The following is a 25057-nucleotide window of genomic DNA, read 5'->3' on the forward strand; positions in this document are numbered from 1 at the left end:
TGGGGTGGAGTCGGTGCTCCATCCCTCTCGGGGATCGCGAAGAAGTTCCCGATTACCGGTTAAATCGATGAATGTCCGTTGTCATCATCCGACCAGGGGTATGCCAGTCATGACCCGATACGTCCCGTCCTGGACGGGTGGGCGCAGGGTGGGCGCTCTCGGTGATCGAAACCGGACCGGATACGCTGACTTGAGTGATGGCAGCGACCTATCGACAAACCGCGTAATCGCCAGCAGACACCAGCAGACAGGAGACCCCTCGTGACCGTCGTCGGGCCGTTCGGGCTGAGCGTGCGGGACCAGGCTCTCGAAGCCGATGTCCAGGCCGGATTGGCGGCTGTCGAGGAGGGCCTGCTAGAGGCCACCAAGAGCGAGGTCCCGTTCATCACGGGGGCCGCGCAGCACCTCGTGCGGGCCGGCGGGAAGCGCTTCAGGCCGCTCCTCGTGATGCTCGCGGCGCAGTTCGGCGACCCCTACGCGCCCGGTGTGGTGCCCTCGGCCGTGGTCGTGGAGCTGACCCATCTGGCCACGCTCTACCACGACGACGTCATGGACGAGGCCGCCGTGCGCCGGGGCGTGGACAGCGCCAACACCCGCTGGGGCAACTCCGTCGCGGTCCTCACCGGCGACTTCCTCTTCGCCCGCGCCTCCCAGATCCTCGCCGACCTCGGCCCCGAGGCGGTCCGGGTCCAGGCCCTCGCGTTCGAACGCCTGGTCACCGGCCAGATCCTGGAGACCGCCGGCCCCACCGACGGCCGCGACCCGGTCGAGCACTACCTCGACGTGCTCGGCGGCAAGACCGGCTCGCTGGTCGCGGTGGCCTGCCGGTTCGGCGCGATGATGTCCGGCGCGGACGAGACGGTCGTGGACGTGCTCACCCAGTACGGCGAGCGGCTCGGCGTGGCCTTCCAGCTCGCCGACGACTACCTGGACATCGCCTCCGACTCCCACGAGTCCGGCAAGACCCCCGGCACCGACCTGCGCGAGGGCATCCCGACCCTGCCCGTGCTGCGGCTGCGCGAGCGGGCCGCCCGGCTCGGCCTGCCCGAGGACCTCGCCCTGTGCGAGCTGCTGGACTCCGACCTCAGCGACGACGCCCGGCACGCCGAGGCGCTGGCCGCGCTGCGCGCCCACCCGGCCCTGGAGCAGGCCCGCCGGGACACCGTGCGGTACGCGGAAGAGGCGCGCGCCGCGCTCGCCCCGCTTCAGGAGTGCGACGCCAAGGCGGCGCTGACGGAGCTGTGCGATGCGGTGGTGCACCGCGCCGGATGACCGCCCGCGCCTGACCGCCCGGTGTCCGCCGCCCGGCCACCCGTCCGGCCACCCGTCCGGCGTCCGCCGGGTGGCCGTACCCCGGATGTCTGCCGCATCCTGCCCTGGGGGATTGCGTTCGAGCCCCTAGGGGTGCCCCCCGCGCGTCATACCGCAGTCGTACGCCGAGTTGGCCCCGTGGGCTGACGATTCCGCGGCGCGGATTTGGTCGTATGGACACCACGGACATCACCACTGATCACCGGTTCGGGTGAGAATGGCGGCTCGGGTGGACCAGCGTGAGGGCAGCCGCCGCCGACGACGGAGGTAAGGCACACATGGCACCGTACGAATCCGACGACGCAGTGAACGCCGCTCGGGACGAGGAGACACGCTCGGGCCGCCGCAGGGCCGCGCGGTACGCCGTCCCGGTCGCGGTGGTCGGTGTGGCCGCGGCCACCATCGGACTGGTCCCGGCACTCGCCGACTCCGGCGACCCGGACCTGCCCAGGATCACCGCGCAGCAGCTCATCGACAAGATCGCCAAGTCGGACGTGCAGCAGCTGTCCGGCACCGTGAAGGTCAGCACCGACCTGGGTCTGCCCGACCTCGGCGGCCTGGAGAGCGGCCTCGCCTCCGGCCTGGCCCAGGGCTCCGGCTCCCGTTCCGACTCCGCCGCGGACCCGAGCGCCCGGCTGACCGAACTGCTCTCCGGCACCCACACCGTGCGCGTCGCCGCCGACGGCCCGGACCGGCAGAAGCTCTCGCTCGTGGAGCAGGGCGCCGAGTACAGCGTCATCCACGACGGCAAGGACGTCTGGGGCTACGACAGCAAGAGCGACCAGGTCACCCACGGCACCGCACCCGCCGCCGGCAAGGACCGGTCCCAGCCCCCGGCCACGCCCAAGGACTTCGCCGACCAGGCGCTGAAGGCGGTGGACGACACCACCTCGGTGACCGTCGACGGCACCGCGCGGGTCGCCGGGCGCGACGCCTACAAGCTCCAGATCAAGCCCCGCCAGTCCGGCACCACGGTCGGCGCGATCAACATCGCCGTGGACGCGAAGACCGGCATGCCGCTGAAGTTCACCCTGACCCCCAGGAGCGGTGGCGCCGCCGTGCTCGACGCGGGCTTCACCCGGGTCTCCTTCGCCCGGCCCGCCGCCGCCACGTTCGCCTTCACGCCGCCGAAGGGCGCGAAGGTCACCGAGCGGACGGAGGGCGCGGGCAAGGGCGCCGGGACGACCGGCCCCGGCAAGGGCCTGGAGGGCATGGACGGCGCCAAGGGCCTCGAAGGGAAGCGGGGCGAGTCCGGCGGCAAGGTGATCGGCAAGGGCTGGACCTCCATCGCCACCTTCGACACCGGTGCACGGGGCGGCCTGCCCACCGGTGCCAAGGGCGGCGACCTCGGCGGCTTCCTCGGCTCGCTGGGCGACAAGGTCTCCGGGACGTTCGGCAAGGGCACGGTCTTCTCCACCCGCCTGGTCAACGTCCTGATGACCGACGACGGCAAGGTCTACGCCGGCGCGGTCACCAAGGACGCGCTGGTGAAGGCGGCGGACACGGCGAAGTAACCGCGCCTACGCCGCCGCGGACGCAGGACGTCAACCCGTAGCCGAACCGGCCACCGCCAGCAGCAGTTCCTCCCGTCCCGGCGCCGCCACGAGCTGGAGCCCCACCGGGCAGCCGTCGCGGCCGAGTCCCGCCGGGAGGCTGAGCGCCGGGTGTCCGCTGAGGTTGAAGGCCCAGGTGAGGGCCGTGGAGTAGCGGTCTCCCGGACCGCCGTGGCCATGGGCGGGACAGGGCGTGGTGGGGGTCAGCAGGAGGTCGGCGCGGCGGAAGAGGTCGGCGAGGCGGCGGTCGTTGACGGCGCGGACGCGTGCGGCCGCACGGCGATCGCCGTCTCCGCGCAGGGCGAGCCAGGCCGGGGCCGGGTCGTCGAGGCGGAGGGGCGAGCCGGGCAGGAGGCGTACTGCCCCTGCCCTGGCGAGCCCGAGGGCCGCGGCGTGGGCGAGCCTGACCGGTTCGGGGTCGGGGTCGGCGAAGCCGAGGTCGGGCGACCAGAGGGCGGTGGGAGTACGGCGCTCACCGGCACCGGTATCGATGCCGGAGCTCCCGGCCTGTCCGGTCATCACCCGCCAGTACGCCTCGGTGTCCGCGGCGCACCGGGTCAGCACACCGGGCGCCGCGAGGCCGCTGCGGTCGGTGGAGGGCAGCCGCCCGTTGGTCGCCTTCAGCCCGATCACCCCGCACCACGCGGCCGGTATCCGCACCGACCCCGCCCCGTCGGTGCCGGTGGCCAGCGGCACCAGCCCGGCGGCCACGGCGACGGCGGAACCCGCCGAGGAACCGCCGGGCGTACGGTCGTACCGCCAGGGGTTGACCGTACGGCCGTGGCGCCCAAGTCCCCATGTCCGCCAGGGGGTTTCCGGCCCCGGCACGGCGGTGGCCCCCACCGGGACGCAGCCGGCGGCGATCAGCGGCCCCGCCCCGCGCAGCCCGTGCCGTCCCTTCACCCCGATCGGCACCCCGGCCAGCGGCGGCCGTTCCCCCGCCGCGATCCGGTCGTCCACCGCCCGCGCGCCGCGCAGCGCCTCCTCCTGCCACACCTCCGCGAAGGCGCAGAGCACCGGGTCGGCGCGCTCGATCCGCGCCAGCGCGGCGGTGACCGCCCCGACGGCCGTCGAGGCGCCGGCGCACACCGCGGCGGCGATCTCGCGAGCGCTGGTCGCGGTGCCGTTCGTGGAGCCGTCCGTGGAGCCGTTCATGGTGCCGTCCCTCCCTCCGGGTAGCGTCGTTGAACAGCACCTCCGCGGTGGCCGTGGCGGTTCCCGGCCGGGCGGGGCGGACCGGGCGGTCCGTTGGGACGAGGCTGTGACCTCGTGGTGACGCGGAGGCGGGCATGGAACGGACACACTGGTTCGCAGGACGCGTGCGGCCGGTGTGCGGCGCGGGGGAGTGAGGGAAGGACCGATGGCTCGACTGAGCTTCGAGAAGAAGCGGGTGCCGGGGCCCGTGGCGCATCCGGCGGCGGTGCCCGTCCGGGTGTACGGCGCGGGCGGCGCGTCCGTGGGCGGAGCGGCGGTCGTGCCGGCACCGGGCGAGGAGATCCAGCAGGCCGTCCTGAACCACCTCCAGCGCCTCGCCATCAGCCTCGGCACCCCCGTCCGGGCCACCGTCCAGGACGACCGCGCCGGCTGCGTCGTCCCGCTGGAGGTGTCGGCGGACGGCTCCAGCCGGGTCACGGGCAAGGCCGTACGGGTGGCTCAGCCGGAGGCCCCGGAATTCCTCCGCACCCCACGGGGCGAGTTCGGCCCGGCACCGGTCATGGGGGCGGGGGCGGAGGCGCCGGGCGCGGGTACGGGGACGCCGGTCGCGGAGGCCCCCGCGTCTCTGGCGCACGCCCCTGCGCCCCCGCCTGCTGACGAAGCTCCCACGTCCCCCCCGGGCGACGCGCCCGCGCCCGTCGTCAACGTTCCCGCGTCCCCGGCGTACGCCCCTGCGCCCCCCTCGGACGCGACCCCGCCGCTCACTCCCGCGCCGGCCCCCGAGGCTGACGTGACCGCGGGTTGGCCCGCCGAGTCCGTCGCGGCGACCACTGCCACCCCCACCCCGCCCCGCGGCTTCGACGCGGTGGCCGAAGAGGTGCTCGGGGAGGGGCCGGTGACCGAGACGGCGGAGGGGGCCGAACTGCTCACCGAGCCGATGAAGCGGATCAACGAGGCCGTGCGGGCGGGCAGGATCGAGGACGCGGCGGGGCTCGTCGAGCGCACCGTCGACGAGGCGACCGCCGTTCTCGGCGCCGACCACGCCGAGGTGCTGCACCTGCGCGAACTGGCCGCCTACATCGCCTACCTCGCGGGCGAACCGGTCCGCGCCTGCCGGCTCTCCCTGGACCTCGCCCGACTGCGCCGCACCGCGCGGGACGCCGACGCGGCCTACGGCAATGTGCAGAGCGCCTCGACCGCCTGGCGTGCGGTAAGGGACCCGGAGGAGGGCCTGCGGCTGGGCCGCGACCTGATAGACCTCTGGGCCGACCTCGCCGCCGAACCGGGCCCCGCCGCCGAAGACCCCCGCCCCCTGGAATCCGCCCGCGCCCGCATGCTCCGCCTCACCGACCGGGCCTCCCGTGCGGCCGGGCACGGGGCGGCGTAACCGTTCCGCGCCCGCCTGGGGAAACGATCAGGCGTCGACCGCGGTCCCGCCCGGAGCCTCCGTACGGGGCGTGCCGGTCCGAGCCTCCGCGACCCGTGCCTCCAGGTCCGCCACGGCTTTCCGCGACCGCCGCCCCGAGTGCAGGGCGCTGCCCGTGAGCAGCAGCAGGGCCACCCAGACCAGCGCGAAACCGGCCCAGCGCTCGGGCGGCATGGCCTCGTGGAAGTACAGGATGCCCAGCAGGAACTGGAAGACCGGGGCCAGGTACTGGAGCAGGCCCAGGGTGGACAGCGGCACGCGGATCGCCGCCGCGCCGAAGCAGACAAGCGGCAGCGCGGTGACGGCGCCGGTGGAGGCGAGCAGCACCCCGTGGCCCGCGCCCTCGGTCGTGAAGGTGGAGTGCCCCTGCGCGCCGAGCCAGAGCAGATAGCCGAGCGCGGGCAGGAACTGGATCGCGGTCTCCGCGGCCAGCGACTCGACGCCGCCGAGCCCCACCTTCTTCTTCACCAGCCCGTAGGTGGCGAAGCTGAACGCGAGGCAGAGCGAGATCCACGGCGGGCGGCCGTAGCCGACGGTCAGGACGACGACCGCGGCGAAACCCGTCGCCACCGCCATCCACTGCACAGGCCGCAGCCGCTCCTTCAGCAGCAGCACGCCCATGGCGATGGTGACCAGCGGGTTGATGAAGTACCCCAGGGACGCCTCCACCACATGGCCGGCGTTGACCGCCCAGATGTACACGCCCCAGTTGATGGTGATCACCGCGGCGGCCACCGCCACCAGCGCCAGCCGGCGCGGTTGGCGCAGGAGTTCCCCGGCCCACGCCCAGCGCCGTACGAACAGCAGGGCCCCGGCGACGAAGACCAGCGACCACACCATCCGGTGGGCGAGGATCTCCATCGCCCCGGCGGGCTTCATCAGCGGCCAGAACAGGGGCACCAGGCCCCACATGCCGTAGGCGGCGAAACCGTTCAGCAGACCTATGCGGTGCTCACCCCTGGACGTCCCGGACACGGGCCCTCCCTCTGCTCCTCCATGCGCCGACGTGCGCGCGGGCACGAAGGTAACGCTGCACGCCCCCGGCTGTCATGTCCGTATCGCCATACGGTCATGACAGCCGGGGGCGTGCGGGGGCGGGCGCCGGCCAGGTGGGGGCCAGGCGGAGGTCAGTCCTTGAACGCGGCCTCGACGGCCTGTGCCAGCGGGGTCGTCGGACGGCCGGTCAGCCGGGAGAGGTCGCCGGAGTCGACGACCAGCTCGCCCCGCGAGATCGAGGTGTCCACCCCGGCGAAGACGGCGGCCAGCGGCTCGGGCAGACCGGCGCCGGTGAGGATGTTCCGCATCGCCTCTTCGGTGACCGCCTTGTAGGCGATCTCCCGGCCGGCCGCGCGGCTCAGCTCGGCCGCGTACTCGGCGAAGCTCCAGGCCACGTCGCCGCCCAGCTCGTACGCCCGGTTCTCATGACCCTCGCCGGTCAGCACCGCGACCGCGGCGGCTGCGTAGTCGGCGCGGGCGGCCGAGGAGACCCGGCCATCGCCGGCCGCGGCCACGACCGCGCCGTGCTCCAGCACCGGGGCGAGCCGCTCGGTGTAGTTCTCGTGGTACCAGCCGTTGCGCAGCAGCGTGTACGGCAGACCGGAGGCGAGCAGCACCTTCTCGGTGGCCCGGTGGTCGTCCGCCAGCGTGGCCTTCAGGCTGCTCGGCGCGCTGGTGTACGCGAGCAGCGCCACGCCCGCCGCCTTCGCCGCCTCGATCACCACGGTGTGCTGGCGCACCCGGTCGTTGTCGAACTCGTTGCCCGAGATCAGCAGGACCTTGTCACCCGCGGCGAACAGGCCGTCGAAGGTCTCGGGGGCGTTGTAGTCGGCGACGGCCAGCCGGACGCCGCGCGCCGCGAAGTCCGCGGCCTTCTTCTCGTCGCGTACGACGGCGGTGATCTGCTCCGCCGGAACCTTCTCCAGCAACTGCTCCACGACGTGCCGGCCGAGGTGTCCGGTGGCTCCGGTGACGATGATGCTCATGGTCTCTGACACTCCTTGCGAGGGGGCTAGGGCACTAACCATACGGCTAGCGCTAACTAAAAGAAAGTGCTCCCTCGCCGGGACACGCGAAGAGGCCCGGAAACGGTCGTTCCGGGCCTCGGTGGTGCGGTGGTGTAGTGGTGCGGTCGGCCGGTGTCAGCCGACGACCGTCCAGGTGTCGCCGCCCGCGAGGAGTGCGGCGAGGTCGCCCTTCCCCGTCTGCTCGATGGCGGTGTCGAGTTGCCGGCTCATCTGCTCGTCGTAGACGGGGCGTTGGATGTCGCGGAAGACGCCGATGGGGGTGTGGTGCAGGGTGTCGGGGTCGGCGAGGCGGGAGAGGGCGAAGGCGGTGGTCGGGGAGGCGGCGTGGGCGTCGTGGACGAGGATGTCGGCCTCGTTGTCCGGGGTGACGGTGACCACGTCGAGGTCGCCGGTGGCCCGGTCGCGTACGACGCCGCGTGAGGAGTCGGCTCCGAACCGGATCGGCTGCCCGTCTTCCAGGCGGATCAGCGCTTCCTGGGCCTGCTGGCGGTCTTTGAGCGCGTCGAAGGCGCCGTCGTTGAAGATATTGCAGTTCTGGTAGATCTCGACCAGTGCGGTGCCGGGGTGTTCGGCGGCGGCGCGCAGGACCTCGGTGAGGTGCTTGCGGTCGGAGTCGATGGTGCGGGCCACGAAGGTGGCTTCGGCGCCGAGGGCGAGGGAGACCGGGTTGAAGGGGGCGTCCAGCGAGCCCATCGGCGTCGACTTGGTGATCTTGCCGACCTCGGAGGTGGGCGAGTACTGGCCCTTGGTCAGGCCGTAGATCCGGTTGTTGAACAGCAGGATCTTCAGATTGACGTTGCGGCGCAGGGCGTGGATGAGGTGGTTGCCGCCGATGGAGAGCGCGTCGCCGTCACCGGTGACGACCCACACGGACAGGTCGCGTCGGCTGGTGGCCAGGCCGGTGGCGATGGCGGGGGCGCGGCCGTGGATGGAGTGCATCCCGTAGGTGTTCATGTAGTACGGGAAGCGGGAGGAGCAGCCGATGCCGGAGACGAAGACGATGTTCTCCCTGGCCAGGCCGAGTTCGGGCATGAAGCCCTGGACGGCGGCGAGGATGGCGTAGTCGCCGCAGCCGGGGCACCAGCGCACTTCCTGGTCCGACTTGAAGTCCTTCATCGACTGCTTGGCCTCGGCCCTGGGCACCAGCTGGAGGAGGTGGTTGCCGGCGTCAGTCATCGATGGCCTCCTTCAGTGCGGTGGCGAGCTGCTGCGCCTTGAACGGCATGCCGTTGACCTGGTTGTAGGAGTGGGCGTCGACGAGGTACCTCGCGCGGATCAGGGTGGCCAGCTGGCCGAGGTTCATCTCAGGGATGACGACCTTGTCGTAGCGCGCGAGGACCGCGCCGAGATTGGCCGGGAACGGGTTCAGATGGCGCAGGTGGGCCTGGGCGATCGCGTCGCCGGCCGCCCGCAGCCTCCGCACCGCCGCGGTGATGGGGCCGTAGGTCGAGCCCCAGCCGAGGACCAGGGTGCGGGCGCCGTGCGGGTCGTCCACGTCGAGGTCGGGGACGGTGATGCCGTCGATCTTGGCCTGGCGGGTACGGACCATGAAGTCGTGGTTGGCGGGATCGTAGGAGATGTTGCCCGTGCCGTCCTGCTTCTCGATCCCGCCGATACGGTGCTCCAGACCAGGCGTGCCCGGCACCGCCCACGGCCGCGCGAGGGTCTGCGGGTCACGCTTGTAGGGCCAGAAGACGTCGGTGCCGTCGGCCAGCCGATGGTTGGGCGTGGTGGTGAACTGGACGCGCAGATCCGGAAGTTCGTCGATTTCGGGGATGCGCCAGGGCTCGGAGCCGTTGGCGAGGTAGCCGTCGGAGAGCAGCATCACCGGGGTGCGGTAGGCCAGGGCGATCCGTGCGGCTTCCAGGGCGGCGTCGAAGCAGTCCGCCGGGGTGCGCGGCGCGACGACCGGCACCGGCGCCTCGCCGTTGCGCCCGTACATCGCCTGGAGCAGGTCCGCCTGCTCCGTCTTGGTCGGCAGGCCGGTGGAGGGACCGCCGCGCTGGATGTCCACCACCAGCAGCGGCAGCTCCAGGGAGACCGCCAGCCCGACCGTCTCGCTCTTGAGCGCGACACCGGGACCGGAGGTGGTGGTCACCGCGAGGGACCCGCCGAACGCGGCCCCGAGGGCGGCGCCGATGCCGGCGATCTCGTCCTCGGCCTGGAAGGTGCGTACGCCGAAGTTCTTGTGCCGGCTCAGCTCGTGAAGGATGTCCGAGGCGGGCGTGATCGGGTAGGAGCCCAGGAACAGGGGGAGGTCGGCCTGGCGGGAGGCGGTGATCAGGCCGTAGGCCAGGGCGAGGTTGCCGGAGATGTTGCGGTAGACACCGGGCGGGAACGCGGCCGCGGCCGGGGCGACCTCGTAGGAGACGGCGAAGTCCTCCGTGGTCTCCCCGAAGTTCCAGCCCGCCCGGAACGCGGCGATATTCGCCGCCATGATCTGGGGCTTCTTCGCGAACTTCGACGCCAGGAACTTCTCCGTGCCCTCGGTGGGCCGGTGGTACATCCACGACAGCAGGCCGAGCGCGAACATGTTCTTGCTGCGTTCGGCCTCCTTGCGGGACAGGTCGAACTCCTTGAGGGCCTCCACCGTCAGCGTGGTCAGCGGTACCGGGTGCAGGTGGTAGGCGTCCAGGGAGCCGTCGTCCAGCGGCGAAGTGTCGTAGCCGACCTTCTGCAGGGCCCGCTTGGTGAACTCGTCCGTGTCCACGATGATCTCCGCGCCACGCGGGAGATCGGCGATGTTGGCCTTCAGGGCGGCCGGGTTCATCGCGACGAGGACGTTCGGCGCGTCGCCCGGTGTGAGGATGTCGTGATCGGCGAAGTGGAGCTGGAACGAGGAGACACCGGGCAGGGTCCCGGCAGGCGCGCGGATCTCGGCGGGGAAGTTCGGCAGGGTCGAGAGGTCGTTGCCGAAGGAAGCGGTCTCCGAGGTGAACCGGTCCCCGGTGAGCTGCATACCATCACCCGAGTCCCCCGCGAACCGGATGATCACCCGGTCCAGGCGCCGCACATCCTTCGCGCCGCCCGGTTTGCGCTGCTCCCCGACGACAGATCCGTCGGCCTGCTCCGTTGGGCTACTGACCTGGCTGGTCACTGAACTGGACCTCCTTCGAGGCGGCTGTCCGGGGCGTGGTCGTCCCACGGACCAATCCCAGGATCAACCCTACGTCGGTTAGGGTCGCCTTCCCGTGGTCATCCGCGGATTCGGATGATGTTTCGAGACGACGTGTAGCGCTGACATGTCAGGGCTTCCTTCCCCGGTTCACCCCTCCGCTCTCCTGCCGGGGACTCCTCATTCCCACGGAAGCCGGACCCCCTGATACGCCCCTGACGCCCGGCCGACCCCACCCGCCGGGGCCTCCGCTCAGGAGCCCGGTCAAAGGCCCGGACGCCCGGTCAGGAGTTCAGATAGGTGAGCACCGCGAGCACCCGCCGGTGGCCCCCGTCGCTCGGCGACAGGCCGAGCTTGAGGAAGATGTTGCTGACGTGCTTCTCCACCGCGCCGTCGCTGATGACCAGCTGCCGGGCGATCGCCGCGTTCGTACGCCCCTCCGCCATCAGTGCCAGCACCTCGCGCTCGCGCGGGGTCAGCCGGGCCAGCACGTCCTGCTTGCGGCTGCGGCCCAGCAACTGCGTGACCACCTCCGGGTCGAGCGCCGTACCGCCCTCGGCGACCCGCACCACCGCGTCCACGAACTCCCGGACGTCCGCCACCCGGTCCTTGAGCAGATAGCCCACGCCCCGTGTGGAACCGGCCAGCAGCTCGGTGGCGTACCGCTCCTCCACGTACTGCGACAGCACCAGCACGCCGAGGCCGGGATGCATCCTGCGCAGGGCCACGGCCGCCCGCACCCCCTCGTCGGTGTGCGTCGGCGGCATCCGCACGTCCGCCACCACCACATCGGGCAGCGCGCCCTCGCCGGCCAGGTCGGCGATGGTCTTCACCAATGCCTCCCCGTCCCCGACCCCGGCCACCACCTCGTGTCCCCGGTCGTTCAGCAGCCGGGTCAGCCCCTCTCGGAGCAGCACCGAATCCTCGGCGATGACCACCCGCACCCTGTTCTCCACGTCCTTCGCCCCCGTCATGCGCGGTCCCGTGGCGACGCCCACCGGGGACGCGCCGTGTACGAGGACCAAGCATTCCAGGAATCGGCACACAGCGCCCCACGCCCTGTGGATAACTGGTTCGAGTGCCGGTATAGCCGCTGGTCAGAAGCTAGTCGGCGGCCAGTCGGCCCCGCCAGGGGAGTTCCGCTATCACGCGCGTCGGGCCGCCCGCCGGGGAATCCACCAGCAGGATGCCGTCCACGGCGCCCAAGCGGCCCTTGAGGCCCGCGAGACCCGAGCCGGCGGAGGCGTCCGCGCCACCCACTCCGTCGTCGGCCACCTGGAGCATCAGGCGGCCCTCCGCATGCCACACATCGACGGAGGCGGAGCGCGCCCCGCTGTGCTTGGCGACGTTCTGGAGCAGTTCGCAGACCGTGAAGTAGGCGATGCCCTCGATGGCCGGTGCCGGACGGGACGGCAGATCGACCTCCACCCGGACCGGCACCGTGCACCGGGAGGCCACCGCCGACAGGGCCGCGTCCAGGCCACGGTCGGTCAGCACCGCCGGATGGATGCCACGGGCGAGCGCGCGCAGCTCCTGGAGCGCCGTCTTCACCTCGCCGTGCGCGTCCTCCACCATGCGCGCCGCCGCCTGCGGGTCCTCCCGCATCTTCTCCTTCGCCAGCCCCAGGTCCATCGCCAGGCCGACCAGCCGGGCCTGGGCGCCGTCGTGCAGATCGCGTTCGATGCGGCGCAGGTCGGCGGCGGCCGTGTCCACCACGACGCCCCGGTCCGACTCCAGCTCCACCACCCGCTCCGACAGCGGCGACGGGCCGAGCAGCCCGCGCACCAGCAGCCCGTCCACCGTCGTCAGGGCGCGCACCAGCCAGGGCGTGGCCAGCGTGAACAGCAGCCCGACCAACGCGGTCACGGTGATCTCGAACGGGGTGTCCAGGTAGATGCGGTGGTGCTCGTCGCCGTACAGCTGGATACCGCCCTCTCCCGCGTATGCCGGGAAGACCCAGAACCACAGCGGGTAGGTCAGCAAGGTCAGGCTCAGCGTCCACAGGACCACCGCGACCGTGAAGGCGAACACCGCCCAGGGGAACTGGACCAGTGCGTACAGCAGGCTCCGCCAGGAGGCGCCGCTCTTGAGGACCGCGCCCATCCAGGCCAGCGCGCCCGGCTTGCGCACCCGCAGCGGCTCGGGACCCGGCACGTCCACGCCCAGCAGCGCCCGCGCCCGCACCCGCTCCAGCGCACCGAAGCCCCGGCAGCCGGCCAGCGCCGCCGCGAGGACGGGCACGCCGAGGAAGGTCACCAGCAGGCCCGCGCCCAGCGACACCATCGTCACCGCCCAGCTGAACAGCGCGACCGAGACCGGCAGGCTCAGCAGGACGTAACCCAGCTCCCGCCAGGTGCGGGCCTCGAACGGCGCCCGCAGCGCGGCGGGCAGCCGGGGGCGGGGGCCGGGGTGCGGGCCGGAGCCGTACCGCCGTTCGTCGTCACCCACGTCGTATCCCTGGCCGTACCCGCCGTGTCCGTACTGAGTGGCCATCGATGTCGTCCCGTTCTCCTCGTGCCAGCGGCGGTTCAGCCGTAACTCAAGAGTCGTGTGCCGAGGCCCTGGGAACCATGGAGTCCGTCGGCGTCCTGAACCGGGGGTTTTCCCCACCCCCGCCGGTCCGGCCGGCGTCCCCCGCCGCTCCTCGGGGCTACTTCTCCCGGTCCCGCCACGGCAGTTCGGCCGTGACCTCGGTCGGGCCGCCGGCCGGGGAGTCGACCACGAACAGGCCGTCCACCGCGCCCAGCCGGTCCGCCAGGCCCCGCATCCCGCTGCCGCCGTCCAGGCTGGCGCCGCCCCGGCCGTCGTCGTGGACCTGGATCAGCAGCCGGTCCGCGGTGCGCCACACGTCCACCGAGGCGGAGCGGGCACCGCTGTGCTTGCTGACGTTCTGGAGCAGCTCGGAGACGGTGAAGTAGGCGATGCCCTCGATGGCCGCGGCGGGGCGGTCGGCGAGGTCCACGGTCACCTTGACCGGCACCGTGCACCGAGCGGCGACCGAGGACAGGGCGGCGTCCAGACCACGGTCGGTGAGGACGGCGGGATGGATGCCGCGGGCCAGGTCGCGCAGCTCCTGGAGGGCCAGCTTCACCTCGCCGTGCGCCTCCGCCACCATCGCCGCCGCGGTGTCCGGGTCCTCCAGCAGCTTCTCCTTGGCCAGGCCCAGCCCCATGGCCAGGTTGACCAGCCGGGCCTGGGCGCCGTCGTGCAGATCGCGTTCGATGCGGCGCAGGTCGGCGGCGGCCGTGTCCACCACGACGCCCCGGTCCGACTCCAGCTCCGCTATGCGGCGCTCCAGCTCGTCGGAGGGGGAGAGCAGACCGCGCACCATCGCCCGGTCGACGTTCGCCAGAGCGCGGGCGAGGTACGGCAGCAGGGGCCACAGCACGAACAGCGAGACCAGCACCGTGCAGAAGGTGAGGACGCCCCAGGGCAGCCGGATCGCGTCGTACAGCAGCGCGCGCCAGCCCACCGGGTCCTTCAGGGCCATCCACGCCCGCTGGAGCATGGTCCCGCCGCGGGCGAGCGGCAGCGGTGACGGCTCCTCCACCCGCACCCCGAGCAGTGCCCTGGCCCGCGCCCGCTCCAGCTTCCCCAGCTGCCGGGCGCCCAGCAGGGACAGCGCCAGCAGCGGCAGGCCGATCACGGTGACGGTGAGGGCGCCGCCGACGGACAGCACGGTGATCGCGTAGACGAAGCCGAACACCGTCGTCGGCAGGTTCAGCAGGAGATGCGCGATCTCCTTCCACGTATGGATGTCGTAGGCCGGCCTCGGGGGCGGAACGCGGTCCGTGCCGTCGGCGCCGTCGGGCCGACCGGGTATGCCGGGCCGGTCGGAGCCGTCGTGCCGGACGGGCCCGTCGGGCCGGTCGAAGCCGTTGTGCCGGTCGGTGCCGTCGGGCCGGTCGGCGGCGGAGCTGGGAGCGGTCATACCGGACAGCCTGCCGAATGCGGCACCTTCCGCGCCATGTGGTACGCCGCCCTCCGCCCACGGGGGAAAACCCCACCCCCGGCCGTCGCGGGGCGTCTCGCGGCGTGACTGCCTGCTTACCGGTTCTTTATCAGGGCCTAGACTCCCGTGCGTACAGGTCACGAGGTCAGGGAGCGAGGGACGGACGGTGCGGGAGACACTGGGGGACTCGACCATCGCCGCGACACACGTCGTCACCGCGGCCGGCTATTTCCGGTCGTACTCGGCCGTGGGGCTGCTCGCCGTCGTCGGCGTGCTGTTCGTCGCGGTCGCGTTCGGCGCCGGCCGGCTGCTGCGGCCCGTAGTGCCCACCCCGGAGAAACTCCTGACCTACGAGTGCGGTGTCGACCCCGTAGGCGAGGGCTGGGCCCACACCCAGGTCCGCTACTACGTCTACGCCTTCCTGTACGTGATCTTCGCGGTCGACTCGGTCTTCCTGTTCCCCTGGGCGACGGTCTTCGCCGCCCCCGGCTACGGCGCGACGACCCTCGTGGAGATGTTCGTCTTCCTCGGCTTCCTCGCCGTCGGCCTGCTGTACGCATACAAGAAGGGCGTCCTGGCATGGACGTGACCCCGGATCCCGTGTACCTCCCCGAGCCCAAGCGGCTGGGCGCGCTGGCCAGGCTGGCGCCCGAGCCCATGAAGGTGGTCCTCAACTGGGGCCGCCGCTACTCGCTCTGGGTCTTCAACTTCGGCCTCGCCTGCTGCGCGATCGAGTTCATCGCCGCGTCGATGGCCCGGCACGACTTCATCCGGCTCGGCGTCATCCCGTTCGCGCCGGGGCCCCGCCAGGCCGACCTGATGGTGGTCTCGGGCACGGTCACGGACAAGATGGCCCCCGCCGTCAAGCGCCTGTACGAGCAGATGCCCGAGCCCAAGTACGTCATCTCCTTCGGCGCCTGCTCCAACTGCGGCGGCCCCTACTGGGACTCGTACTCCGTCACCAAGGGCGTCGACCAGATCATCCCCGTGGACGTGTACGTGCCCGGCTGCCCACCGCGTCCCGAGGCGCTGCTCCAGGGCATCCTCAAGCTCCAGGAGAAGATCGCCGCCGAGTCGTTGGGGGAGCGGTACGGCCACGGCGCCGCCCGGCCGTCCGCCGCCGCGCTCCAGAGCGGTCTGGTACGGCCGCCCGCCCCGGCCGGCGAGGAGGGCGCGTGATGAGCACGGCCGGCTGGCTGCCCGCCCCTGTCGACGAACTGTTCGGCCCGGAAGCGGTGGCCGAGGAGGCGTACGAGGTCCTGACGGTGGACGTCCCGCCGTCCGCCTGGCTCGCCGCGCTTCAGACGGCCCGTACGACGCTGACCTGCACCTATTTCGACTGGCTCAGCGCGGTCGACGAACCGGGCGCGGGCTTGTGCGTGTCCGCTCACGTGGTGGCCCTGAACCCGGTCCGCCGCCTCCTGGTGCGGACGACGGTGCCGCACGCGGCGCCGGTGCTGCCGACCGCCGTCGGGGTGTACGCCGGTGCGGCCTGGCACGAACGCGAGACGTACGAGATGTTCGGGGTGACCTTCGAGGGACATCCGGGACTCGAACACCTGCTCCTCCCGGAGAACTTCGAGGGCCATCCGCTCCGCAAGGACTTCGTGCTCGCCGCGCGTGTCGCCAAGGCGTGGCCCGGCGCGAAGGAGCCCGGCGAGTCCGAGCACGGTGGTCCCAAGCGCCGCCAGATGCTTCCGCCGGGCGTCCCCGACCCCAACGAGTGGGGCCCGCTCAAGGGCCGGCTTCCCGCCGCGCCGGCCCGCGCCGCCGGAGACCGTCCGGTACGGCGCACCCGCACCGCGGCGGAGGGTTCGACCGGTCAGCCGGGCGCGACGGAGGGCACTGCCCCGGCGCGTCCGCGCAGGACGCGGAGCGCGAGCGAGGGCTCGGCGAGCCAGGAGCCGGCCGGTCGGCCGCCGGTGGGGGAGGGTCCCCCGGCGGGGGCGACCGGTGCCGGTGCCGCTGGTGGTGCGCCGGCGCGTCCGCGGCGGATGCGGAGTGCGAGCGAGGGCTCGGCGAGCCAGGCGGCCGGGAGCGATGCCGCGCGGTCCGGGGCGGAGGGTCCCGCCGCCGGTTCCGCCCCGGCACCGGCTCGCCCCCGGCGTGCCCGCAGCGCGTCGCAGGGCTCGGCCTCCCAGCGCACCCCGGAGCCCCCGGCGACCGACTCGGCGGAGGGGCCCGCGGGCCCCGGCGACGCCGACCGCCCCGCCGGCCGTACGGCACCGCGCAGCGCGGACGCACCGTGGCACCACGCCCGGCCGGCGTTCGACGAGGCTGGGCGGGCCGCGGAGCCGGAGCGGGCCGCAGGACAGGAGCGTCACGAGGGGGCCGGGCGAGATGCCGTAGAACCGCGCGAGGCCGCTGATTCGCGGTCCGCCGGATCCGCCGAGCCGCAGCCCGCGCCCGAGCCGCAGCCCACGCCCGAGCCGTCGCAGTCGCCCGAGCCGTCGCGGCTTGCCGAGCCTTCGGAACCGGCCGAGCCCTCGGAACCGACCGCTTCGCAGCCCCGGACCAGCCAACCCTCGTCCGACCCGGACGCGACCCCGAAATCCGCCCCGGACACGGCCCCGGTCGCCCCGGACACCCCGGACTCGACCCCGGACCCCACCCCGGATTCAGGCCCGGACCCCACCCCGGACCCTGACCCCGCCCCGACCCCCGAAGTCCCCCCGACCGACTCCCCAGGAGGCCCGCAGTGAACGGCGCACTCGACGTCGCCCTGCGGCTCGTGGCCGTGTTCGTCGTGTTTCTCGTCTTCCCGCTGGTCGTGGGGCAGACCGAGCACAAGGTGATGGCCCACATGCAGGGGCGGCTCGGGCCGATGTACGCGGGCGGGTTCCACGGGTGGGCCCAGCTCGTCGCGGACGGTGTGAAGTTCGCGCAGAAGGAGGACGTGGTGCCGGCGCAGGCCGACCGCCGGGTCTTCCAGCTCGCGCCCGCCGTCGCCCTGCTGCCGTACCTGCTCGTCCTGCTCGTCATCCCGATCGGACCGGGCGAGGGCGCCGTCGGGCAGGCGCTGGACGCGGGTGTGTTCTTCGCGCTCGCGGTGATGGGCGTCGGCGTCCTCGGCTCGCTCATGGCGGGCTGGGCCAGCGCCAACAAGTTCTCCCTGCTGGGCGGCCTGCGCACCGCCGCCCAGCTGCTGGCCTACGAACTGCCGATGCTGCTCGCCGCGGCCTCCGTCGCGATGGCGGCCGGCACCGTCTCCCTGCCGGGCATCCTGCACGCCTTCCACTGGTGGTGGCTGCCCTGGCAGCTGATCGGCGCGGTCGTCTTCTTCGTCGCCGGGCTCGCCGAGCTGCAACGCCCGCCGTTCGACATGCCCGTCGCCGACTCGGAGATCATCTTCGGCGCGTACACCGAGTACACCGGTCTGCGCTTCGCCCTGTTCCTGCTCGCCGAGTACGCCGGCATCGTCGTGCTGTGCGGCCTGACCACCGTCCTCTTCCTGGGCGGCTGGCACGGCCCCTGGGGCGCGGACGGGCTCGGCTGGGTCTGGACGCTGCTGAAGGCCGCGATCCTCGCCTTCCTCGTCATCTGGCTCCGCGTCACCTACCCACGGCTGCGCGAGGACCAGCTCCAGAAGCTGTCCTGGACCCTCCTCGTCCCCCTCTCCCTCGCCCAGATCGCCCTCACCGGCATCGTCAAGGTGGTGATCTCCTGATGGCCGAGTCGCTTCCGCCCACCCGGCCCCGCATCCCCGGTTCCGGGCTCGCCAAGGGCCTCGCCGTCACCCTGCGCACGATGACGCGCAAGCACGGCACCGAGCAGTACCCGGACACGCTGCCCGAACTGCCGCCCCGCACCCGCGGCGTGATCGGTCTGTTCGAGGAGAACTGCACGGTCTGCATGCTGTGCGCCCGCGAATGCCCCGACTGGTGCATCTACATCGACTCCCACAAGGAGACGGTGCCGCCCGCCGCCCCCGGCGGGCGCGAGCGCAGCCGCAACGTCCTCGACCGGTTCGCCATCGACTTCTCGCTGTGCATGTACTGCGGTATCTGCATCGAGGTCTGCCCCTTCGACGCGCTGTTCTGGTCCCCGGAGTTCGAGTACGCCGAGACCGACATCCACGAGCTCACCCACGAGCGGGACAAGCTCCGCGAGTGGATGTGGACCGTGCCGGCCCCGCCCGCGCTCGATCCGGGTGCGGAGGAGCCGAAGGAGATCGCCGCCGCCCGCAAGAACGCCGAGAAGCTGGCCGCGGCACAGGCCGAGGCGGCGCGCGCCGCCTCGAAGGAGGGCGACGCGTGATCCCCGCCCCGAGCCACGGCCCCCTCGCCGCGGCCCCGCACGGCTTCCTCTCCCCGACCGGCGTCGAGATCGCCTTCCTCCTCGTCGGCCTGGTCACCCTCGGCGCCGCGCTGATCACCGTCACCACCCGGCAACTGGTGCACGCCGCCCTGTGGCTGGTGGTCGCGCTCGGCGGCCTCGCCGTGGAGTACCTGCTGCTCACGGCCGAGTTCATCGCCTGGGTGCAGGTCCTGATCTACGTCGGTTCCGTCGTCGTACTCCTCCTGTTCGGGCTGATGCTCACCAGGGCCCCCATCGGCCGCTCCCCGGACGCCGACTCGGGCAACCGCTGGGCCGCCCTCGCGGTCGCGGTCGCCGCCGCCGTCGCCCTGGTGTGGGTGGTCGCCGACGCCTTCCGTACGACCTGGATCGACCTGACCGGACCGGCCGCCGGCACCACCCGCGTCACCGGGGCGAGCCTGTTCCGGCACTGGGTGCTGCCCTTCGAGGCCCTGTCCGTGCTGCTCCTCGCGGCCCTGGTCGGCGCGATCGTCCTGTCCCGCAAAGCCAAGGCCGGGGCCGCGGCCGGCCTGGAAGCCGACGCCCGCGGCGGTGACGGCCCGGCATCCCGTACGCCGGCCCCCGTCCCCGTCCAGAAGGACGGCGCCCGCTGATGCACCTCGTCTACCCCGCCGTACTCTCCGCCCTCCTCTTCTGCACCGGCCTGTACGGCGTCCTCGCCCGCCGCAACGCGATCCTGGTCCTGATGTCGGTCGAGCTGATGCTCAACGCCGTCAACCTCAACCTGGTCGCCTTCGACGTCTGGCTCAGCCGCGCCGCCCGCGACACCCTGCACTCCGGCCAGGCGCTGACCCTGTTCACCATCGCCATCGCCGCCGCCGAGATCGGCATCGGCCTGGCGATCGTGCTCGCCGTGTACCGCAACCGCGGCACCTCCGACATCGACAAGCTCCGCGACACCGCCGAAGGCCCCGACGACGCGGAACCGGATGCCGTCCGGGCACAGAAGACCGAGGCCACCGCGTGACCACGACCACCCTCGCCGTACTCGTCCCCCTCCTGCCGTTCCTCGGCGCCGTGGCCGGGCTGCTGCTCGGCCGTACCGCGCCCGGCTTCGTGCGCCCGCTCGCCGTGCTGCCGCCGCTGGCCTCACTGGTGCTGGCCGCGCTGGTCGCCGTCCGCCAGGGCGGCGAACCGGCCGTGGACGCGCACACGGAGCTGACCCCCACCGGTTCGGTGCCCGTCGAACTGGCCCTGCACGTCGACGGCTTCGCCGCGCTCGTCGCGGTCCTGGTCGCCTTCGTGGCGGCCTGTGTGCAGATCTACTCCACGGGCTACCTGCGCGAGGACCAGCGCTACCCCTCGTACGCCGCCCTCGTCTCCCTGTTCACCTCCGCGATGCTGCTCGTCGTCTACTCCGGCGACCTGATCGTGCTGCTGGTCGGCTGGGAGGTGATGGGCATCTGCTCCTACTTCCTGGTCGGCCATTACTGGGAGACCCCCGAGGCCCGCGCCGCCTCCCTCAAGGCGTTCCTGGTCACCAAGCTCGGCGATGTGCCGTTCCTGATCGGCCTGTTCGCGCTCGCCACCGACGCCGGCTCCTTCCGCATCACCTCCGTCCTCGGCACGGTCGCGAACGGCGGGCTGCACCATCCGACCCTGGTCGCCCTGCTGCTGCTCGCGGGCGTGGCCGGAAAGTCGGCGCAATTCCCGCTGCACACCTGGCTGCCGGACGCCATGGCCGGCCCGACACCGGTCTCGGCGCTGATCCACGCCGCCACGATGGTCGCCGCCGGTGTCTACTTCGTCGCCCGTCTCCTCCCGGTGTTCGAGGCATCCGGTGCCGCGATGCTGGTCCTCGCCGCGATGGCCGCCGTCACCATGACCGGCTCCGGACTCGCCGCGCTCGCCCAGGACGACATCAAGCGCGTCCTCGCCTACTCGACGATCGGCCAGCTCGGCTACATGACCGGCGCCCTGGCCGTCGGCGACCGCGGTGCCGCCGTCTTCCACCTCCTGTCCCACGGCGCCTTCAAGGCGCTGCTGTTCCTCGCCGCCGGTGTGATCATCCACGCCTCCGGCACCAACTCGCTGGCCGCCATGTCCCGCATGCGCGGCCTGCGTGAGCGGATCCCGGACGCCTACTGGACGATGACCGTGGCTCTGCTCGCGCTCGCCGCGATCCCGCCCTTCAGCGGCTTCTTCTCCAAGGAGTCCGTCCTCGGCGCCGCCGAACACGCGGCCCACGGGGACACCGCGCACGTGCCCGGCGCGGCCGGCTGGCTCGTCCTCGTCGCCGGTCTGGTCACCGCCGTACTCACCGCCGCCTACGCCACCCGGCTGTGGCTGCTGGCCTTCCACGGCCGGGGCGCCGAGGTCCCCGACCACGGCCGCCAGCCGCTGACCATGACCGCCGTCCTGTGGGTCCTCACGGTGCCCTCGCTGGCCTTCGGCGGGCTCGCCTACCGCGCGCTGCCCGCCTGGTTCGACGGCACCTCGCTGACCCCGACCCTGCTCACCTCCATCCTCGGCACGGGTCTCGCCGTGGTCGGCGCCCTCCTCACCTACGGCGTCTGGCAGCGCACCACCCGAAGCCTCGTCAGCCCCCCGCTCGGCGCGGTCGCCGCCCACCCCGAGGGCGATGCGGGACTGGTCGAGGCCGAGGCCATCGCCAGCCACACCCCGGCCTACGGCGACATCGCCTACGCCCCCGACCCGGCGGACCCCGGACGGGTGCTGCTCGGCCCGCTGCACCGGCACGCGGCCGCCGGCTTCCACCTCGACGCCGTCTACGCCGCGCTGTTCGTCCGCCCGGTGCAGGGTGCGGCGAGCCTCGTCCGCTTCCTCGACCGGGAGGTCGTGGACACCTACGTCGGCGCCGCCGGCGCGCTGCCCCGGTTGCTCGGGGCCGCCGTACGCCGCGCCCAGACCGGCAATGTGCAGACCTATGTGAGCGCGCTGCTCGCCGGCACCGTCGTCCTGGCGGTCGCCGTCGTCCTCGTCGCCACGGGAGCGTGAGCAGGCGTGATCGATATCAACGAGTCCCTGATGCGAGTCCTTCTGGCATTGATCGTCGTCGGCCCGCTCATCGGCGCCGTCGCCGCCCTCCTGCCCGCCCCGCCCGGACTGAAGGGGAAGTCGCCCGAGCAGTCCGTGCTGCGCCACGGCGTCACCGTGACCGGGGTGGTCCTCGCCGCCGCGGTCCTGCTCGCGCTCGGCTTCGACCACCACCATCCGTCGAGGATGCAGGCCACGACCGACATCAGCTGGATCCCCGCGCTCGACGTGCGGATCCACCTCGGCATCGACGGCATTTCCCTCCCCCTTGTCGTGCTGACCGCGCTGCTGACCTTCCTGTGCGCGCTGTACTCCTACTTCAAGCCGCCCACGGGACCGTCCCCGAAGGCGTTCGTCGCCCTGCTGCTCCTGCTGGAGACCGGCACGCTCGCGACGTTCGCCGTGCTCGATCTGCTGCTGTTCTTCCTCGCGTTCGAGACCGTGCTGATCCCGATGTACTTCCTCATCGCCCGCTGGGGCGGCGAGGGGCGGAACCGGGCCGCGTGGAAGTTCATCCTGTTCACGCTGCTCGGCTCCGTCGTCATGCTGCTCGGCCTGCTCCTGATCGGAATCAAGGCGGGCACGTTCGACATGGTGGCACTCGCCACTGACAACGGCCGGTCGCTGACCGCGTCCGTGCAGGTCATCGCCGTTCTGGCGATCGGTCTCGGGCTCGCGGTCAAGACCCCGATGTGGCCGCTGCACAGCTGGCTGCCCGATGCCCACACCGCCGCCCCGACCACCGGCTCGGTGCTGCTCGCCGGGGTCCTGCTGAAGATGGGCACGTACGGGTTCGTCCGGATCCTGCTGCCGGTCGCGCCGCACGGGTTCCGCGTCTTCGCGCCGTACCTCGCCGCGTTCGCCGTCGTCGGGATCATCTACGGGTCCCTTGCCTGTCTGGCGCTGGCCAGGCAGGGCGCGAAGGGCGACCTCAAACGGCTGATCGCCTACTCCTCGGTCGGCCACATGGGCTTCGTCCTCCTCGGCATCGCCACCATGACCCCGACCGGCGTCAACGGCGCCCTGTTCGCCAACATCGCCCACGGCCTCATCACCGGCCTGCTGTTCTTCCTGGTCGGCGCCCTGAAGGACCGCACCGGCAGCACCGACCTGGACGCCCTTGCCGAGGAGACCGGCCTCGCTCTCTACGGCAAGGCGCCCCGCCTCGGCGGGCTGCTCGCCTTCGGTGCCGTCGCCTCCCTCGGGCTGCCCGGACTCGCCGGGTTCTGGGGCGAGATGCTGTCTCTGTTCGGCGCGTTCGAACCCGCGGGGGGCCTCAGCCGTCCCGCGTTCCTCACCTTCATGGCGATCGGCGCGTTCGGCACCCTGCTGACGGCCGCGTACATGCTGATCGTGGTCCGCCGGGTGTGCATGGGTGGCGCCGAGCGCGAGGTCCCCGAGCTCGCCGACGTCCAGGGCTACGAGTTCGCCGCCTGGACCCCGCTCGTCGTTCTGACCGTCGTCGCCGGACTGTGGCCGCGGGCCCTGCTCGGCCTGACCGACCCGGCCGTGCACCAGCTGCTCGCAGGAGGCACCCGATGAGCGCCCAGCCCCTCGCCGCGTCCGCCGCGTCGCTGGTCCAGTCCGTCGACTGGCTCGCCGTCGCCCCGCCCCTGATCACCGCGGTCGTGGCGCTCGGCGTGCTCGTCGCCGACCTCTTCCTGGCCGAGGCCCGCAAGAACGTCCTCGGCTGGATCTCGGTCGCCGGACTCGCCGCCGCCGCGCTGATGCTGCTGCCGCTGCTGGACGGCGACCGCGCCACCTTCTGCCTGACCGGCGCCGGGACCGGTACCGGCGTCCCGCGCGCCTGCAGCTACACCGCCGACCACTTCACCCTGGTCGTCCAGTTCCTGGTCCTCGGCGGCGCCCTGCTCGCGGCCCTGCTGTCGATCACCACCCTGGACGACGACCGGCGGCGCGTCCCGCCCGGCGAGTTCTGGTTCCTGCTGCTGTCCGCCACCGCCGGCGCCGCCCTGCTGCCCGCCGCCCGCGACCTGGCCACCCTGATCGTGGCCCTGGAGACCGCCTCCCTGCCCGCCTTCGCCCTCGTCGGCATCCGGCACGGAGACAAGCGCTCCTCCGAGGCCGCGCTGAAGTTCTTCCTGTCCTCGGTCACCGCCACCGCGGTCAGTCTGATGGGCGTCAGCTTCGTCTACGCCTGCACCGGAACCCTCTACCTCACCCAGGTGGCGCAGCGACTTCCGGCCACCCCCGGTCAGTTGCACACCCTGGCAGAGACGGGCGTCGTCCTCACCCTGATCGGTTTCGCCTTCAAGACGGCCGCCGTGCCCTTCCACTTCTGGGTGCCCGACACCTACGTGGGCGCGCCGCTGCCCGTCGCCGCCTACTTGTCGGTCGTCGGCAAGGCGGTCGGTTTCTCCGGCCTGATCCTCGTCACCGTGGTCGCGTTCCCGTCGTACGCCGGCGTCTGGGGGCCCGCGCTCGCCGTCCTGGCCGCGCTCACCATGACCGTCGGCAACGTCGGCGCGCTGCGCCAGCGGGCCACGCGCGCACGCAGCGCCGTACGACTGCTGGCCTGGTCCTCCGTCGGCCAGGCCGGCTATCTCCTCGTACCGATCGCGGCGGCCGGGTACGCCAAGGACGCGCAGAAGGCGATCGGTTCGACCGTCGCGTACGCCCTCATGTACGCCGTCGTGAACCTCGGTGCGTTCGCGGTGGCCGCCGTGGTGGGCCGCAACCGCGGCCAGAACCGGATCTCCGACTACCGGGGCCTGTACCGCACCAACCCGGCGACCGCTCTCCTGATGGCCTTCTTCCTGCTCTGCCTGGCCGGGCTGCCGCCGGGCATCATCGGCCTGTTCGCCAAGGTCACCGTGTTCTCGGCGGCCGTCGACGCGGGCCTCGGCTGGCTCGCGGTCGGCATGGCCGTCAACGTGGTGATCGCCCTCTACTACTACCTCCAGTGGACCGCCCTGCTGTTCCGCGCCCCCGAGGGCGAGGCCGCCCGGCACCGGGTCCCGGCCCCGCTCACGGCCGCGATCGCCCTCGCCGGGGTGGCGGGCGTCGCCCTGTCCGGGGCACCCCAGCTGGTGCTGCGGTTCGCGGCCACCGGGCTTTTCTGAGGCGCCCCGGCGGGCCCTCCAGGGCGGCCTGCCGGGCCCCCTCCCCGGCAGCCCGCCGACCCCCTCCCCTCGGCCACGGACCCCCCTTCACTCGTACGGGCGCCACGCCCGCCCCCGCCCACCT

Annotated in this window: 21 protein-coding genes; 13 read left to right on the forward strand and 8 right to left on the reverse strand. The window is 72.6% G+C overall.

The features are described from left to right. The first annotated feature begins 261 nt into the window (after positions 1-261). Both ACZ7EC_RS16575 and ACZ7EC_RS16580 read left to right on the forward strand, forming a co-directional pair. Entirely contained in the window at positions 262-1272 is a 1011-nt protein-coding gene (locus ACZ7EC_RS16575) for a polyprenyl synthetase family protein (protein ID WP_471063113.1), read from the forward strand. A 317-nt stretch (positions 1273-1589) separates the two neighbouring features. After that, the gene (locus ACZ7EC_RS16580) at positions 1590-2825 is read left to right on the forward strand and encodes a LolA family protein (protein ID WP_471063115.1); all 1236 of its coding nucleotides are present in this window, start codon (positions 1590-1592) and stop codon (positions 2823-2825) included. 30 nt (positions 2826-2855) lie between these two features. Here the strand turns inward: ACZ7EC_RS16580 and ACZ7EC_RS16585 are convergent, their stop codons facing one another. Then, positions 2856-4019, reverse strand: coding sequence for an amidase family protein (locus ACZ7EC_RS16585; protein ID WP_471063117.1), 1164 nt, complete (start codon positions 4017-4019; stop codon positions 2856-2858). Between the two features lie 205 nt (positions 4020-4224). Here ACZ7EC_RS16585 and ACZ7EC_RS16590 point away from each other — a divergent pair, with 205 nt between their 5' ends. Further along, on the forward strand, positions 4225-5406 hold the full coding sequence (locus ACZ7EC_RS16590; RefSeq protein WP_471063119.1) for a hypothetical protein: 1182 nt from the start codon (positions 4225-4227) through the stop codon (positions 5404-5406). Between the two features lie 27 nt (positions 5407-5433). Here ACZ7EC_RS16590 and rarD read toward each other — a convergent pair whose 3' ends face one another. From rarD to ACZ7EC_RS16625, 7 genes are all read right to left on the reverse strand, one after another. Next, complete coding sequence (gene rarD, locus ACZ7EC_RS16595) at positions 5434-6420, reverse strand: EamA family transporter RarD (RefSeq protein WP_471063121.1); 987 nt, start codon at positions 6418-6420, stop codon at positions 5434-5436. 152 nt (positions 6421-6572) lie between these two features. Continuing rightward, the gene (locus ACZ7EC_RS16600) at positions 6573-7427 is read right to left on the reverse strand and encodes an SDR family oxidoreductase (protein ID WP_471063123.1); all 855 of its coding nucleotides are present in this window, start codon (positions 7425-7427) and stop codon (positions 6573-6575) included. Positions 7428-7583: 156 nt separating this feature from the next. Beyond that, the gene (locus tag ACZ7EC_RS16605) at positions 7584-8645 is read right to left on the reverse strand and encodes a 2-oxoacid:ferredoxin oxidoreductase subunit beta (protein ID WP_471063125.1); all 1062 of its coding nucleotides are present in this window, start codon (positions 8643-8645) and stop codon (positions 7584-7586) included. Next, positions 8638-10566: a 2-oxoacid:acceptor oxidoreductase subunit alpha gene (locus tag ACZ7EC_RS16610; RefSeq protein WP_471063126.1), complete on the reverse strand. Its 1929-nt coding sequence runs from the start codon at positions 10564-10566 to the stop codon at positions 8638-8640. Before ACZ7EC_RS16610 ends, ACZ7EC_RS16605 begins: the two co-directional genes overlap by 8 nt. Before the next feature lie 302 nt (positions 10567-10868). Further along, on the reverse strand, positions 10869-11558 hold the full coding sequence (locus ACZ7EC_RS16615; RefSeq protein ID WP_471063128.1) for a LuxR C-terminal-related transcriptional regulator: 690 nt from the start codon (positions 11556-11558) through the stop codon (positions 10869-10871). 130 nt (positions 11559-11688) lie between these two features. Next, positions 11689-13077, reverse strand: a complete 1389-nt coding sequence (locus ACZ7EC_RS16620) for a sensor histidine kinase (RefSeq protein ID WP_471063130.1) — start codon at positions 13075-13077, stop codon at positions 11689-11691. 157 nt (positions 13078-13234) lie between these two features. Further along, positions 13235-14515, reverse strand: coding sequence for a sensor histidine kinase (locus ACZ7EC_RS16625; RefSeq protein WP_471063132.1), 1281 nt, complete (start codon positions 14513-14515; stop codon positions 13235-13237). 187 nt (positions 14516-14702) lie between these two features. On the opposite strand from ACZ7EC_RS16625, the gene ACZ7EC_RS16630 reads away from it, so the two are divergent. From ACZ7EC_RS16630 to ACZ7EC_RS16675, 10 genes are read left to right on the forward strand one after another with little or no spacing between them, the layout of a single operon-like run. Continuing rightward, complete coding sequence (locus ACZ7EC_RS16630; protein ID WP_397984564.1) at positions 14703-15125, forward strand: NADH-quinone oxidoreductase subunit A; 423 nt, start codon at positions 14703-14705, stop codon at positions 15123-15125. Further along, positions 15116-15715 carry an NADH-quinone oxidoreductase subunit B gene (locus ACZ7EC_RS16635; RefSeq protein WP_397984563.1) on the forward strand — a complete coding sequence of 200 codons (600 nt, stop codon included), beginning with the start codon at positions 15116-15118 and terminating at the stop codon, positions 15713-15715. The genes ACZ7EC_RS16630 and ACZ7EC_RS16635 overlap by 10 nt, the downstream gene beginning before the upstream one ends. Further along, the gene (locus ACZ7EC_RS16640) at positions 15715-17238 is read left to right on the forward strand and encodes an NADH-quinone oxidoreductase subunit C (protein ID WP_471063134.1); all 1524 of its coding nucleotides are present in this window, start codon (positions 15715-15717) and stop codon (positions 17236-17238) included. Before ACZ7EC_RS16635 ends, ACZ7EC_RS16640 begins: the two co-directional genes overlap by 1 nt. After that, positions 17235-18203 (forward strand): complex I subunit 1/NuoH family protein, encoded by a 969-nt coding sequence (locus ACZ7EC_RS16645; protein WP_471063136.1) that lies wholly within the window; start codon positions 17235-17237, stop codon positions 18201-18203. Before ACZ7EC_RS16640 ends, ACZ7EC_RS16645 begins: the two co-directional genes overlap by 4 nt. Then, on the forward strand, positions 18203-18793 hold the full coding sequence (locus tag ACZ7EC_RS16650) for a NuoI/complex I 23 kDa subunit family protein (RefSeq protein ID WP_471063138.1): 591 nt from the start codon (positions 18203-18205) through the stop codon (positions 18791-18793). The genes ACZ7EC_RS16645 and ACZ7EC_RS16650 overlap by 1 nt, the downstream gene beginning before the upstream one ends. After that, a complete protein-coding gene (locus ACZ7EC_RS16655; protein ID WP_471063614.1) occupies positions 18793-19446 on the forward strand; it encodes an NADH-quinone oxidoreductase subunit J family protein in 654 nt (217 codons plus the stop codon). The genes ACZ7EC_RS16650 and ACZ7EC_RS16655 overlap by 1 nt, the downstream gene beginning before the upstream one ends. Then, on the forward strand, positions 19446-19820 hold the full coding sequence (nuoK, locus tag ACZ7EC_RS16660; RefSeq protein ID WP_471063140.1) for an NADH-quinone oxidoreductase subunit NuoK: 375 nt from the start codon (positions 19446-19448) through the stop codon (positions 19818-19820). Before ACZ7EC_RS16655 ends, nuoK begins: the two co-directional genes overlap by 1 nt. Next, the gene (locus ACZ7EC_RS16665) at positions 19817-21811 is read left to right on the forward strand and encodes an NADH-quinone oxidoreductase subunit 5 family protein (protein ID WP_471063142.1); all 1995 of its coding nucleotides are present in this window, start codon (positions 19817-19819) and stop codon (positions 21809-21811) included. The genes nuoK and ACZ7EC_RS16665 overlap by 4 nt, the downstream gene beginning before the upstream one ends. Before the next feature lie 6 nt (positions 21812-21817). Then, a complete protein-coding gene (locus ACZ7EC_RS16670) occupies positions 21818-23392 on the forward strand; it encodes an NADH-quinone oxidoreductase subunit M (protein ID WP_471063144.1) in 1575 nt (524 codons plus the stop codon). Then, positions 23389-24933: an NADH-quinone oxidoreductase subunit N gene (locus tag ACZ7EC_RS16675; RefSeq protein ID WP_471063146.1), complete on the forward strand. Its 1545-nt coding sequence runs from the start codon at positions 23389-23391 to the stop codon at positions 24931-24933. Before ACZ7EC_RS16670 ends, ACZ7EC_RS16675 begins: the two co-directional genes overlap by 4 nt. Positions 24934-25057 lie beyond the last annotated feature (124 nt).

This window comes from Streptomyces sp. NPDC037203, from assembly GCF_055605065.1.